Annotated in this window: 12 protein-coding genes; 5 read left to right on the plus strand and 7 right to left on the minus strand. The window is 72.9% G+C overall.

Features of this window, described 5'->3' with window-relative positions:
- Positions 1–302 precede the first annotated feature (302 nt).
- Positions 303–1514 carry a threonine ammonia-lyase gene (ilvA, locus tag OG689_RS17455; RefSeq protein ID WP_266321436.1) on the minus strand — a complete coding sequence of 404 codons (1212 nt, stop codon included), beginning with the start codon at positions 1512–1514 and terminating at the stop codon, positions 303–305.
- 214 nt (positions 1515–1728) lie between these two features.
- Here ilvA and OG689_RS17460 point away from each other — a divergent pair, with 214 nt between their 5' ends.
- Positions 1729–2220, plus strand: coding sequence for a MarR family transcriptional regulator (locus OG689_RS17460; RefSeq protein ID WP_266321437.1), 492 nt, complete (start codon positions 1729–1731; stop codon positions 2218–2220).
- A 112-nt stretch (positions 2221–2332) separates the two neighbouring features.
- On the opposite strand, the gene OG689_RS17465 is transcribed toward OG689_RS17460, so the two are convergent.
- Positions 2333–3490, minus strand: coding sequence for a cystathionine gamma-synthase (locus tag OG689_RS17465; RefSeq protein WP_266321439.1), 1158 nt, complete (start codon positions 3488–3490; stop codon positions 2333–2335).
- Between the two features lie 200 nt (positions 3491–3690).
- Between OG689_RS17465 and msrA the strand changes: the two genes are divergently transcribed.
- Both msrA and OG689_RS17475 read left to right on the plus strand, forming a co-directional pair.
- Positions 3691–4356, plus strand: a complete 666-nt coding sequence (msrA, locus tag OG689_RS17470; RefSeq protein WP_266321441.1) for a peptide-methionine (S)-S-oxide reductase MsrA — start codon at positions 3691–3693, stop codon at positions 4354–4356.
- A gap of 317 nt (positions 4357–4673) precedes the next feature.
- Positions 4674–5036, plus strand: a complete 363-nt coding sequence (locus OG689_RS17475) for a cupin domain-containing protein (RefSeq protein ID WP_266321443.1) — start codon at positions 4674–4676, stop codon at positions 5034–5036.
- A gap of 66 nt (positions 5037–5102) precedes the next feature.
- On the opposite strand, the gene OG689_RS17480 is transcribed toward OG689_RS17475, so the two are convergent.
- The 5 genes from OG689_RS17480 to OG689_RS17500 form a co-directional block, all read right to left on the minus strand.
- Positions 5103–5594: a DUF1203 domain-containing protein gene (locus OG689_RS17480; RefSeq protein WP_266321445.1), complete on the minus strand. Its 492-nt coding sequence runs from the start codon at positions 5592–5594 to the stop codon at positions 5103–5105.
- A gap of 47 nt (positions 5595–5641) precedes the next feature.
- A complete protein-coding gene (locus tag OG689_RS17485) occupies positions 5642–6577 on the minus strand; it encodes a MerR family transcriptional regulator (RefSeq protein ID WP_266321447.1) in 936 nt (311 codons plus the stop codon).
- Between the two features lie 76 nt (positions 6578–6653).
- Complete coding sequence (locus OG689_RS17490; protein ID WP_266321448.1) at positions 6654–7946, minus strand: Ig-like domain-containing protein; 1293 nt, start codon at positions 7944–7946, stop codon at positions 6654–6656.
- A 210-nt stretch (positions 7947–8156) separates the two neighbouring features.
- Positions 8157–8501 carry a hypothetical protein gene (locus OG689_RS17495; protein ID WP_266321449.1) on the minus strand — a complete coding sequence of 115 codons (345 nt, stop codon included), beginning with the start codon at positions 8499–8501 and terminating at the stop codon, positions 8157–8159.
- Between the two features lie 566 nt (positions 8502–9067).
- Positions 9068–10468 (minus strand): cystathionine beta-synthase, encoded by a 1401-nt coding sequence (locus OG689_RS17500; protein WP_266321450.1) that lies wholly within the window; start codon positions 10466–10468, stop codon positions 9068–9070.
- Positions 10469–10634: 166 nt separating this feature from the next.
- Between OG689_RS17500 and OG689_RS17505 the strand changes: the two genes are divergently transcribed.
- Both OG689_RS17505 and OG689_RS17510 read left to right on the plus strand, forming a co-directional pair.
- Positions 10635–11801, plus strand: coding sequence for an SGNH/GDSL hydrolase family protein (locus OG689_RS17505; protein ID WP_266321452.1), 1167 nt, complete (start codon positions 10635–10637; stop codon positions 11799–11801).
- 96 nt (positions 11802–11897) lie between these two features.
- Positions 11898–13118, plus strand: coding sequence for an acetyl-CoA C-acetyltransferase (locus OG689_RS17510; RefSeq protein ID WP_266321453.1), 1221 nt, complete (start codon positions 11898–11900; stop codon positions 13116–13118).
- The last annotated feature ends 101 nt before the right edge of the window (positions 13119–13219 follow it).

The raw sequence follows: 13219 nt of genomic DNA on the forward strand, positions 1-13219 counted from the left end.
ATTTGCCCCAATTTGTGCCCACATAGGGCTACCCGAGCCGCCCCGCCTTCATGCATGCGTTCGCACATGCGATCGGCGGAAACGCGATACATCGCGAGAATGGCAGCTTGCGATATATCGCGTCAAGGTTCAGGTCTCCGCCATCCTGGCAGGCACCACCGACAACCGGGGCCCGGCCGCCCGGACGGCAGCCGCGCGGCCCGGACGGGCCCGCCGAAAGGGCCCGGAAAGTCCGCGGGAAGGGCTCCGGGAAGATGATCGGGAAGGCCTGCGGGCAGCGGCCCCGCAGCCCCCGCCCGCCGTCAGTGCGAGACGACGTACCTCGCGTCCCGCAGCTCGCTCACCACCAGGGCGCAGTGCTCGGGCCCCTTGGTCTCCAGGTGCAGGTCCACCTCGACCTCGGTCAGCCCCAGCCGCGGGTCGATCCGCACATGAGCCACGTCCAGGACGTTGGCGTCCACCCGGGTGAGCACCCCGAGCAGGTCCGCCAGCGAGCCGGGCCGGTCGGTCAGCCGCACCCGCAGCGACAGGTAGCGGCCGGCCACCGCCAGCCCGTGCCGCAGCACCCGCTGCATCAGCTGCGGGTCGATGTTCCCGCCGGAGAGCACCGCCACCACCGGGCCCTCGAACGACTCCGGCTGCTCCAGCAGCGCCGCGACCGGGCTGGCGCCGGCCGGCTCCACCACCAGTTTCAGCCGCTCCAGGCTCAGCAGCAGGGCCCGGGAGAGCGAGTCCTCGGAGACGGTGCGGATGCCGTCCGCCAGGGTGTTGATCACCTCGAAGGGGATGTCCCCCGGGCGGCCGACCATGATCCCGTCGGCCATCGTGGCCACGTGCTCCAGCGACATCGGGCGGCCCGCCGCCAGCGAGGGCGGGTAGGCGGCCGCGCCCGCCGCCTGGACGCCGATCACCTTCACGTCCGGCCGCAGCGGCTTGACCGCCGCCGCGATCCCGGCCAGCAGGCCGCCGCCGCCCACCCCGACCAGGATGGTCCGCACCTCCGGGCACTGCTCCAGGATCTCCAGCCCCACGGTGGCCTGGCCGGTGATGACGTCCCAGTGGTCGAACGGGTGGATGAAGACCGCGCCGGTGGTCTCCGCGTACCGCTGCGCGGCCTGCAGCGCCTCGTCCACGTTCGCGCCGTGCAGCCGGACCTCGGCGCCGTAGTCACGGGTCGCCGCGACCTTAGGCAGCGGGGCCGGCAGCGGCATGAACACCGTCGAGTGCACCCCCAGCAGCGAGGCGGCCAGCGCCACCCCCTGCGCGTGGTTGCCGGCGCTCGCCGCCACCACCCCGCCCGCCCGCTCCACCGGCGAGAGCCCGGCGATCCGGACGTAGGCGCCGCGCAGCTTGAACGACCCGGTGCGCTGCAGGTTCTCGCACTTCAGCCGGACGGGGGCGCCGACCAGCCCCGAGAGGTACCGGCTGCCCTCCATCGTGGTGACCCGGGCGACCCCGGCGAGCATCTTCTGGGCGCCGCGGACATCGTCGATGGTGATCGGCCAGCTCTGCATGCCGCCAGCGTACGGCCGCGCGGCCCGCCGTCGGGGACGCACGCACGGTTCCCGGCGCGGGCCCGCCCGCGTACGCTGCTGGTCCCGAGACCGACCGGCGCCTGGTGGGCGGACGGAGGAGCGGCGTCCGCGCCGCACCCGCAGCGCTTACCGGCCAGCCCACCGCGCACCGGCCGGCCGAGCCTCCCTCACCGCACACCGATCGTGAGCCGCGATGACGACGACCTCGCCCAGGGCCACCCCCCGTACCGACCCCGTACACACCCAACTGCAGTACCAGGTGGCGGTCTTCGCCCGCCGGCTGGAGCAGGTCCGGACCTCCGACGGGGTCGGGGCGCTGGACCGCGCCGCCTATCTGCTGCTCGACCGCCTGGAGCGGCACGGGCCGGCCAACATCAAGACCCTGGCCGACTGCCTGGGCATCGACTCGTCGACCGTCACCCGGCAGGTCGCCCCGCTGGTCGAGGCGGCCCTGGTCGGCCGGGTACGGGACCCGGCCGACCGACGCGCCGTGCGGCTCGCCCTCACCCCGCTCGGCGCCGACCGGCTGGCCGAAGTCAGATCGGGACGCGAGGAGTTGATCCGCCGTCTGCTGGACGGCTGGCCGGCCGACGAGCAGCGGGCGTTCTGCGCCCTGCTGGCCCGCTTCAACGGCAGCCTGGAGTCGTACGCGGCCGGGCCGGAGAACGACCCGGCCGGGCCGTGACGGGCTGCGGCCCGGCCGGGCGGTGGACGCCGGGGACGTGACGGGCCCCGGCCGGTGGCGGCTCCCCGCCGGAGCGGGGGACGGCGTCCGGCCGGGCCCGGCCGGGAGCGGCCTACTGGCCGAGCGCCTGCTGGAGGTCGGCCAGCAGGTCGTCGATCGACTCGATGCCCACCGAGACCCGGACCAGGTCCGAAGGCACCTCCAGGGCCGAGCCCGCCACCGAGGCGTGGGTCATCCGGCCCGGGTGCTCGATCAGCGACTCGACGCCGCCCAGCGACTCGCCGAGGGTGAACAGCTGCGCGCGGTTGCACACGTCGACGGCCGCCTGCTCGCCGTCCTTGAGCCGGAAGGAGACCATGCCGCCGAAGGCCTTCATCTGCTTGGCGGCGATGTCGTGGCCCGGGTGCTCGGCCAGGCCCGGGTACAGCACGTGACTGACCTTCGGGTGCCGGGTCAGCAGGTCGGCGATCTTCTCGGCGTTGGAGCTGTGCCGGTCCATCCGGACACCCAGGGTCTTGATGCCGCGCAGCACCAGCCAGGAGTCGAACGGGCCGGCCACGGCGCCCATCGCGTTCTGGTGGTAGGCGATCTCCTCGCCCAGCCCGGCCTCGGCCGCCACCAGCGCGCCGCCGACCACGTCCGAGTGGCCGCCCATGTACTTGGTGGTCGAGTGCACCACGACGTCCGCGCCCAGCGCGATCGGCTGCTGCAGGTAGGGGCTGGCGAAGGTGTTGTCCACCACCAGCAGCGCGCCCGCGGCGTGCGCGATCTCGGCCAGCGCCGCGAGGTCGGTGATGCCCAGCAGCGGGTTGGACGGGGTCTCCACCCAGACCGCGCGGGTGTTGGGGCGCAGCGCGTCCCGGACGGTCGACAGGTCCTGGGTGTTGGCCACCGAGAACTCGACGCCCCAGCGGGTCAGCACCTTGGCGAACAGCCGGAAGGTGCCGCCGTAGGCGTCGTTCGGGATGACGATGTGGTCGCCCGGCTTGAGGACGGTGCGCAGCAGGGTGTCCTCGGCGGCGAGGCCGGAGGCGAAGGCCAGCCCTCGGCTGCCCCCCTCCAGCGCGGCGAGGCACTCCTCCAGCGCGGTGCGGGTCGGGTTGGCGGATCGGCTGTACTCGTACCCGCCCCGGAGGCCGCCCACCCCGTCCTGCTTGTAGGTGGACACCTGGTAGATCGGCGTGACGACGGCCCCGGTCTGGGGGTCTGCTTCCTGACCCGCGTGGATGGCAAGGGTCTCGAAGCCGTGGGGAAGCTGGTGCTCGGTCATAGCACCGAGGGTAGTGGGCGAATGGTGCGAAGTCCGGTCGAAGCGAGAGGGCCGACGCCGCCCCCGGTACCGGACCTCCGCGCTCCGCGGTGGCCCCGCGCCCGCGGCGGCCGCCGACGGGCCGCGGGGCCACCGGAATCCGCCGCGCCTGCGGCGCGTTGCAGTCACTGCAACCCGTCCCTCGACAGCTGGAGCAGGCCGTGCTGTTCAACCGCCACAAGACCGAGCTCGTCTCCGCCGAGCAGGCGCTGCCCGGCCGGGCGGCCGCGCCGTTCACCCTCACCCAGCCGCACACCGTCCTCGGCAACCCGCTCACCGGCCCGTACCCGGCCGGTCTGGAGGTCGCCGACTTCGGCCTGGGCTGTTTCTGGGGCGCCGAGCGCACCTTCTGGAAGCTGCCCGGCGTGTGGACGACCCTGGTCGGCTACCAGGGCGGCCACACCGAGAACCCGACGTATGAGGAGGTGTGCAGCGGCCGGACGGGCCACACCGAGGCCGTCCGGGTGGTCCACGACCCCGCCGTCCTCCCGTACGAGACGCTGCTGAAGACCTTCTGGGAGGCCCACGACCCGACCCAGGGCAACCGCCAGGGCAACGACGTCGGCACCCAGTACCGCTCCGCGGTCTACACCCACTCCCCCGCCCAGGCGGCCGCCGCCGAAGCCACCCGGGACGCCTTCCAGCCCGCCCTGTCCGCCATCGGCCTGGGTCCGATCACCACCGAGATCGCCCCGGCGGGCCCGTTCTACCCGGCGGAGCCGTACCACCAGCAGTACCTGTCCGACGCCAAGAACCCGAACGGCTACTGCGGTCTGGGCGGCACGGGCGCGAGTTGCCCGATCGGGGTGGCCCGCACGGAGGGCTGAGCCGTAGGGCCCGACGGGCAGGGAGCCGTACCGGGCGATGCCGCGCGACGGCGTCGCCCCACGGCTGCGGTCACCGGGCTGCGGGCACTCGGCCGGCAGGGGTCCGGGCAGCGCTTCACGCTCCCGGGCCCCCGGGCCCGGGTGCGGCCCGGATTCCGGCCGTCCCGCTGCAACACCGGGACACCCCGGGAGCCACCGCCTGCCGGCCGGGCCGCGGTGACAGCCCCCGCGAGCGGGCGCAGACTGAAATGACCAGCAGGGCGGTCCCGGAGACCGCCGGACGGACGCGGTCACCCGCCCTCGGCAGAGGAGCAGCCATGTCCGGACTGATCCGTATGAGCCTCGACTCCCCCGAGGAGGTCCGGCCCTTCGACGGGGGCATGGGGCACGTGGCACTCGTCAACCTCGAAGCCGGCGCGGTGGGGCGCGGGGTCTTCGAGCCCGGGTGGCGGTGGACCAAGCACATCAAGCCGCTCGCCGGGACGGACACCTGTCAGGCCTCGCACATGGGCTACGTCGTCTCCGGCCGCATGAAGATCGTCATGGACGACGGCGAGGAGGCCGAGTTCGGGCCCGGCGACGTCATGATCTGCCCGCCCGGCCATGACGCCTGGGTCCTCGGGGACGAAGCCTGCGTCGTGCTGGACTGGCAGGGGTTCACCGACTACGCCAAGCGCTGAGTACGCCCCGCACACCCCGTAGGCCCCGTAGGCCTCGCCGCCGGGCCCGGTGCGGGGCCGGTCGGCTCAGCCCCGCCGGACCTCGTGCAGGAAGCAGCCGAACTCCAGCGCCCGCACGTGTACCAGCGCGACCTCGGGGTCGGCCAGCAGCCCGCGGGCCGCGGTCTCGGCGGTGTCGGGGGTGACGACCGTGCCGCCCAGGATGTGGCCCCGGCGGTCGTAGGCACGCAGCACCCGCTCGGAGCCGTGGAAGCCCGCCGGCCAGGCGGAGCCCGCGCCGGGGCAGGCTTGCGCGTGAACGAAGACCGGGCCGACCTCGTCGTAGGGGCCAGGTTCGGCCCCGGTCTCCTCCGCCCAGCGCCGGAGCGGCGCGTAGCTGAGCAGGGCGATCCGCTCGCCGGGCCTGGCCCGGGTGAGGCAGCAGCGCAGCGGGGCCCCGCCCTCCTCGTCGACGGAGAGGACGGGCGGGCGCCCCGCGTCGTCCCGCTCGCGCAGGCGCCGGAGCGCCGCCGGGTCGATCGGCCTGACCTGCGGGGCTGGTGCGGCTGTCGTCGTCATGCCTGCCAGCCTGCGCGATCCCGGCCGCCGTCACCGGCGGGATTCGGTCATCGCGCTCGCAGGCCGGCGATCAGCCAGTCGAAGGCGGGGCCGAGCGCGGGCGGGACGGGGTCGCCGTTGACGACCGCGATCAGGTGCCAGTAGCGCTCGGTGCGGGGGTCGTTGCCGGTCTCCAGCCGCTCCAGCAGCCAGGCCCGGAACGGCGGCTCGTCGGGGCGGGCGAAGAGGTCGGCGAAGGCCGCCGCCAGCTCGTCGACGACCGGCCGGGCCGCGGCGGAGTCGGGCGCGACGCCCGCCTCGCGGGCCTCGGTGGTCCGCGCCAGGACGGTCATGACGAGCCTGCCGTCCTCGTCGGTGCCGGTGCGGGCGCCGGCCGCGCGTTCCCGATCCTGATAGGCGGCCATCCGGCGCACGGCGGCCCGGAAGTCCTGGTCCTGGACGAGTTCGCCGAGTTCGATCCAGGCGTCGGACTGCTCGTCGCTGGGCTCCTCGGGGAGGTCCGGCAGTGCGGCGCGCATCTTGGCGGCGAACTCGGGGCCGACGTCGAGGCCGTCGAAGGCCTGGTCGACGAAGTCCCGGACCAGTCGGCGGCGTTCCTGGCCGGAGAGCCTTGCGAGCCTGTTCACGAGTTCCAACTCCTCCGGGGTGGACCCGCGTCCGGCCGCGGACCGCAGCACGGCCCGGCGCAGCCGCAGGGTGCGGATCTGCGTGTCCAGGGCCTGCGCGTGCATGGCGGCGACCTCGGCGACGGTGGTCTCGCGGGCCAGCAGCCGCTGGACGGTCGCGAGGTCGACACCGAGTTCGCGCAGGGTCCGGACGAGGTCCAGACGAGCTCGCGCGTCACGGTCGTAGAGCCGGTAGCCGGCGGGTGTACGGTCGGTCGGCGGCACCACGCCCTCGTCGGACCAGAACCGGATGGTCCTGACCGGCAGCCCGGTCAGGGCGGCCAGTTCGCCGATGGTGTGCAGGGTGTCGCCGTCCATGTCCGCCACCTTGGGCCTTCCAGTCGCTGGAGACTCAAGTCTGGGGCGCGAAGTGCCCCCGGGAGGGGGGAACGGCTCAGACCGCGCTGCCGGCCTTCCAGGCCGCCCAGGTCATGTTCCAGCCGTTGAGGCCGTTGGACGGTTCGACCGTCTTGTCGCCGGAGTTCACGACCTCGACCACGTCGCCGACCATCGAGCTCTTGTAGAACGCGTAGCCGTTGGTGGACGGGTCCTCGCCGCCCTTGGCGTCCTGCAGGCCGACGCAGCCGTGGCTGGTGTTCTGGCTGCCGAAGATCGACGCGGGGGACCAGTAGTTGCCGTGGATGAAGGTGCCCGAGGTGGTGAGGCGCTGGGCGTGCGGCACGTCGGGGATGTTGTACTCGTCGCCGAGGCCGACCGTGGTGGAGTCCATCTTGGTCTGCTGGAACTGCTCGGATATGACCATCTTCCCGCCCCAGGTCTTGTGCTCCGGGGAGCCGCCCGAGATCGGGTAGGTGGCGCTGACCTGCCCGTCGGTGGTGACGGTGAGGGTCTTGGCGGCCAGGTCGACGACGCTGGTCCGGCTGCGGCCGACGGTGAAGCGGACGTCCTTCGACTGGGTGCCGTAGTACCCCTTGGCGCCCTCGACGTCCTTGAGGCGGAGCTTGAGGGTGACCTTGGTGCCGGCCGCCCAGTAGTCCGCGGGCCGGAAGTCGAGGCGGGTGCTGGAGAACCAGTGCCCGACTATCTCGACCCCCGGCTGGGCCGTCACCGTTATCGCCTGCTGGACGGCCGCGCGGTCGGTGATCGGCTTGTTGAAGTTGATCGAGACGGGCATGCCGACGCCGACCACCGAGCCGTTCTCGGGGGTGAAGTACCCGACGAAGGTGTTGGCGGGGGTGGTCGTGGTGAAGGTGGTGTTGGCGTCCGACTCCAGCCCGTCGCCGTCGGTGGCGGCGACCGCGACGGTGTACTTGGTGCCGCTGGTGAGCGTGCCGGTGGAGGTCCAGCTGGTGGAGTCGGCGGAGAGCTTGCCCTCGACGGCCTGGCCGGCGGAGTCGGCGAGCCGGACGGAACCGAGGGTGCCGGCGGTGACGGTGACCTTGACCGGCTCGGTGAAGCTGGCGTTGGCGGCCTCGTCGGCGGGCAGCACGGTGATCTTCGCGACGGAGGTCTTCGGCGAGTTGCTCGCACTGCCGGTGGCGCTCGCGCCGCCGGTGGGCCCGCCTGCGGCGCCCGTGCCGCTGCCCGCGCCGGTGTTCTTGGTGTCGTTGCAGGCGGCGATCAGCAGGACGGGTGCCCCGAGCAGCCCGGCGAGCACGCCGCGGCGGGTCCAGGTGCCTTCGGTGGTGCCTTCGGTGGGCCGGTTTCGTCGCTCGCGTGCCGTCACGTCGTCGTCTCCCTGCTGCTCACCTTCGGGGCATTACGGATAGAAAGGCGTTCTGTCCTTCCGCGGTTGCACCGCCAACGGGAAGAGATCGTATGAGAACACTTATCTTCATGCCAAACATGGACAAACCGCCCGACCTGTGCAGTCACAGGCCGGGCGGTCGTCACAGCAGCTCAGCGGCTTTCCCGCTGCGGCGAAGCGTGTCCGGAGTCACTCCGAGGACGCGGGCTCCTCCACCGTGTACTCGTCCCAGCCCTCCCCCTCCGGGTCGAACTCGGTCTGCACGGACTCCCAGGTGGCCGAGGCGAGCTCGACCCCGGGGATGTCGCCGAGCAGCGCGACCGGGTCGATGAAGTGGGCGAGCGAACCCGACGGGTCCACCTCGATGGCCTCGACGGACTGCGTCCGCTCCTCGTCGTCGAGGTACTCGTCATTCTCCACCTGGGCCAGGGCGGCGGTCTTCAGGGCCTGCTCATCGGTGATCTCCGCGATGAGCTCGATGCTGAGCCGGACGTAGCGCGGGGCGTCCTGGCCGGTCAGTTCAGTGCTGGTCATGCGTGCGAGGTTACGGGAACACCGGGCCGCGCGGGCGCGGGCGGCGCACCCGTCCCGGAACACGGGAAGGCCGGCCCCTCCGAAGAGGGACCGGCCGTCTCGCCTCCGCCGGGGCTCCCCCACCCGGGAGCCGCGGAGACGCGCCTTTCGGCGCGGTTGGGTGCCGTGGGAGCCGCCGCACCCTGTTGATCCGGCAGTACCGGACAGGGGCGGGACGACGGCGTCCCCCACGGGCAGACACGGCGGGCCGGGTCAGGGCCGACCGACGTGTCCCAGATGACCGCGGTTGCCGGGGAGCCGCTCCCGGCGGTTGCTGTCATCTCGCTTCGGCATCTTGCCGTTGACCAATACGATGCCCGACCGTTGTTAACCGGATGCTGCGCGCAGGTGACGCCGGTGTACCACTTCACGGGGTGGACGAAGTTTCACGGCCCCGGCGGACCGCCGCCCCTGATCCCGGATCAGCGGGCCGACAGGGCGGGCCGGTCGGGAGCGGGGCGGCGGTCCGCCGGGGCGCGAGCCGCACGGTGCACATCGCACGGCGGATCGGCACACGGCGGCAGGGCTCAGTGCGCGGTGCGGCTGGTGAGGAAGCCCAGCAGGTCCTGGCGGGTGACGATGCCCTGCGGCTTGCCCTCCACCAGCACCACGGCCGCGTCGGCCTTCTCCAGCACCGTCATCAGGCTGGTCACCGTCTCGCCCGAGCCGACCACCGGCAGCGGCTTGGACATGACCTTCTCCAGCTTGTCGCCGAGGTCGATCTCCTTCGCGAAGAGACCCTCCAGCAGCAGCTTCTCCGCCACCGAGCCGATCACCTCGCCCGCCATGATGTCCGGGTGCCCGGCGCCCGGGGAGACCACCGGCATCTGCGAGACGCCGTACTCCTGGAGCACCCGGACGGCCTCGGCGACCGTCTCGCTGGGGTGCATGTGGACGAACTGCGGGATGCCCTCGTGCTCGATGGCGTCCTTGCGGGCCAGCACCTCGCCGATGGACGCCTCGTCGGTGGCGGACGGCAGGAAGCCGTAGTCGGCCATCCAGTCGTCGTTGAAGATCTTGGAGAGGTAGCCACGGCCGCCGTCCGGCAGCAGCACCACGACCACGTCGTCCGGGCCGAGCCCGCGGGCGACCTCCAGCGCGGCCACCACGGCCATCCCGCAGGAGCCGCCGACCAGCAGGCCCTCCTCCTTGGCCAGGCGGCGGGTCATCTGGAAGGAGTCCTTGTCGGAGACCGCCACGATCCCGTCGGCGACGCTGCGGTCGTAGGCGGTCGGCCAGAAGTCCTCACCGACGCCCTCGACCAGGTACGGCCGGCCGGTGCCACCCGAGTAGACGGAGCCCTCCGGGTCGGCGCCGATCACCTTGACCTTGCCGCCGGACGCCTCCTTCAGGTAGTTGCCGGTGCCGGAGATGGTGCCGCCGGTGCCGACGCCCGCCACGAAGTGGGTGATCTTCCCGTCGGTCTGCTCCCACAGCTCGGGGCCGGTGGAGTAGTAGTGGGAGGCCGGGTTGTCGGGGTTGGAGTACTGGTCCGGCTTCCAGGCGTTCGGGGTCTCCCGGACCAGGCGGTCGGAGACGTTGTAGTACGAGTCCGGGTGCTCCGGCGCGACGGCGGTCGGGCAGACCACGACCTCGGCGCCGTACGCGCGGAGGGTGTTGATCTTGTCGGTGGAGACCTTGTCCGGACAGACGAAGATGCAGTGGTAGCCCTTCTGCTGCGCCACGATCGCCAGACCCACACCGGTGTTGCCGGAGGTCGGCTCGACGATCGTCCCGCCGGGCTTGAGCGCGCCGGAGGCCTCGGCGGCCTCGATCATGCGCATCGCGATCCGGTCCTTGACCGAACCGCCGGGGTTGAAGTACTCGACCTTCGCCAGCACCGTCGCGCTGATCCCGTCGGTGACCTTGTTCAGCTTGACCAGTGGCGTGTTGCCGACCAGATCGATGATCGAGTTGTGGTACCGCACGGGGGTCCTCCCGGTCTGTGGCCCTGCAAGATTTCGGTACTTCAAAGACTATGGCCACGGATGGCCCACGCTCACCGATAGCGCGCCGCCAGGACGGGTACCAGGGGTACACAGACACTGGAACGGCCCCGTCGGGGGCGACGCAAGGACGCGAAGGGGGGACCGGATGCCAGGCGCGACACAGTCGCGGGCCCGGGTGGCCCGGCGGATCGCCACGGCGGCGGCGTACGGCGGGGGCGGGCTCGGTCTGCTCGGGGTGGGACTGGTCGGAATCCTCCTGACCGAGAGCAAGCTGGCGGTCCGGGCCGTCGGGATCCTGGACGGCGACCCGCCCAAGGCCGACGGGGTGTACGGGGAGGCCTTCGCCGAACCCGGCGGGGACGTCCCCCCGCTCACCCTGGCCTTCCTCGGCGACTCGACGGCCGCCGGCCTCGGCGTGCTCCGCGGGCGGGAGACGCCCGGCGCGCTGCTGGCGGCCGGGCTGGCGTCGGTGGCCGAGCGGCGGGTGCGACTGCTGAACGTGGCGAAGTCCGGCGCCCGCTCCGCGGACCTGGCCCGGCAGGCCGAGCTGGCGCTGCCGCACCGCCCCGACCTCGCGGTGATCATGGTGGGCGCCAACGACGTGACCCGGCACAGTCCGGCCGCGCAGTGCGTGCGCCAGCTCGGCGAGGCGGTCGAGATGCTGCAGGCGGCCGGCTGCCAGGTGGTGGTCGGCACCTGCCCGGACCTGGGGACGATCAAGCCCGTCCGGCCCCCGCTGCGCTGGGTGGCCCGGCGGCTCAGCCGGCAGCTGGCGGCGGCGCAGACCATCGCGGTGGTGCAGGCCGGCGGGCGGACCGTCTCGCTGGGCTCGCTGCTCGGCCCCGAGTTCGCCGCCCGCCCGGAGATGTTCGCCTCCGACCGCTACCACCCCTCGGCGCAGGGGTACGCGACCGCGGCGATGGCGATGCTGCCCTCGCTCTGCGCCGCCGTGGACCTGTGGCCGGTGGAGGACGGACCGGGCGAGGACGGACCGCTGGAGGGCGAGGCGGTGCTGCCGGTGGCGGTCGCCGCCGCGGCGGCGGCCGGGCAGTCCGGCGCCGAGGTCGAGGCGGTCGGACCGGACGGCGGCGCCCGGCGCTGGGCCCTGATCCGGCACCGGCTGCGGCTCGGCCTGCCGGACCCGGGCGCGCCCGCGGGGGCGCCCGCGGGGGCGCCGGACGGGCCGGAGCAGGACGCGCCGGAGCCGGGCGGGTCCGCCCCGGCCGGGCCGGACGGGCAGCCCGCGGCGACCCCACCCCGGGAGGCGGGTACGGCGTCGGCCAACTCACACGTGAGGGCAGGTGACGCCTGAGCTACTAAGCGGTAACTTTCCTCCCGGGTGTCCACCCCGGCCCGGCCGGCCGCCCGGACACCAGGTAGCCGAAGGTCACTCAACGAGGAGCCCGTCATGCCCGAAGCCGTCATCGTCAGCGCAGCCCGTTCGCCGATCGGCCGGGCGTTCAAGGGCTCGCTCAAGGACGTCCGCCCGGACGACCTGACCGCCCACATCATCGCCACCGCGCTGGCCAAGGTGCCCCAGCTGGACCCCCGCGACATCGACGACCTGATGCTCGGCTGCGGCCTGCCCGGCGGCGAGCAGGGCCACAACCTGGCCCGCATCGTGGCCGTCCAGATGGGCATGGACTACCTGCCCGGCGCCACCATCACCCGCTACTGCTCGTCCTCCCTGCAGACCACCCGGATGGCACTGCACGCCATCAAGGCGGGCGAGGGCGACGTCTTCATCTCCGCCGGTGTCGAGACCGTCTCGCGCAGCGTCAACGGCACCTCCGACGGCATCCCCGGCACCCTCAACCCCTTCTTCGACGACGCGCTGGCCCGGACCGCCAGGCGCGCGGAGGAGGGCGGCGGCGAGTGGCACGACCCGCGCGCCGACGGCCTGGTCCCCGACGCCTACATCGCGATGGGCCAGACCGCCGAGAACCTCGCCGCCCTCAAGGGCATCACCCGCGCCGACCAGGACGAGTTCGGCGTCCGCTCGCAGAACCTCGCCGAGGCCGCCATCGCCTCCGGCTTCTGGGCCCGCGAGATCACCCCGGTCACCACCCCCGACGGCACCGTCGTCTCCACCGACGACGGCCCGCGCGCCGGCGTCACCCTGGACGCCGTCTCCGGCCTCAAGCCGGTCTTCCGCCCCGACGGCACCGTGACCGCCGGCAACTGCTGCCCGCTCAACGACGGCGCCGCCGCCCTGGTGATCATGTCCGACACCAAGGCCCGCGAGCTGGGCATCACCCCGCTCGCCCGGGTGGTCTCCACCGGCGTCAGCGCTCTGTCCCCCGAGATCATGGGCTACGGCCCGGTCGAGGCCTCCCGGCAGGCCCTGCGCCGGGCCGGCCTGACCATCGGCGACATCGACCTGGTCGAGATCAACGAGGCCTTCGCCGCCCAGGTCATCCCCTCCTACCGCGACCTGGGCGTCGACATCGACCGCCTCAACGTCAACGGCGGCGCGATCGCCGTCGGCCACCCCTTCGGCATGACCGGCGCCCGCCTCACCACCACGCTGATCAACTCGCTCCAGTGGCACGACAAGCAGTTCGGTCTGGAGACCATGTGCGTCGGCGGCGGCCAGGGCATGGCCATGGTCATCGAGCGCCTCAGCTGAGAAACACCCCTGCGGGGCCGGGTGGTTCACCCATTCGCCATGACGCAGAGTAATTGAGGGCCGGATCACATTCTGACCGTGATCCGGCCCTCGATCTGCTC

It is taken from the genome of Kitasatospora sp. NBC_00240, assembly GCF_026342405.1.
GTDB lineage: Bacteria > Actinomycetota > Actinomycetes > Streptomycetales > Streptomycetaceae > Kitasatospora.

Excerpts from the sequence above, each read along its gene's own strand:
- ilvA (WP_266321436.1), bottom strand. The coding sequence starts at position 1,514 with ATGCAGAGCTGGCCGATCACCATCGACGATGTCCGCGGCGCCCAGAAG.
- OG689_RS17465 (WP_266321439.1), bottom strand. The coding sequence starts at position 3,490 with ATGACCGAGCACCAGCTTCCCCACGGCTTCGAGACCCTTGCCATCCAC.
- OG689_RS17480 (WP_266321445.1), bottom strand. The coding sequence starts at position 5,594 with ATGACGACGACAGCCGCACCAGCCCCGCAGGTCAGGCCGATCGACCCG.
- OG689_RS17505 (WP_266321452.1), top strand. The coding sequence starts at position 10,635 with ATGCCAGGCGCGACACAGTCGCGGGCCCGGGTGGCCCGGCGGATCGCC.
- OG689_RS17510 (WP_266321453.1), top strand. The coding sequence starts at position 11,898 with ATGCCCGAAGCCGTCATCGTCAGCGCAGCCCGTTCGCCGATCGGCCGG.
- OG689_RS17475 (WP_266321443.1), top strand. The coding sequence starts at position 4,674 with ATGTCCGGACTGATCCGTATGAGCCTCGACTCCCCCGAGGAGGTCCGG.
- OG689_RS17485 (WP_266321447.1), bottom strand. The coding sequence starts at position 6,577 with ATGGACGGCGACACCCTGCACACCATCGGCGAACTGGCCGCCCTGACC.
- OG689_RS17460 (WP_266321437.1), top strand. The coding sequence starts at position 1,729 with ATGACGACGACCTCGCCCAGGGCCACCCCCCGTACCGACCCCGTACAC.
- OG689_RS17495 (WP_266321449.1), bottom strand. The coding sequence starts at position 8,501 with ATGACCAGCACTGAACTGACCGGCCAGGACGCCCCGCGCTACGTCCGG.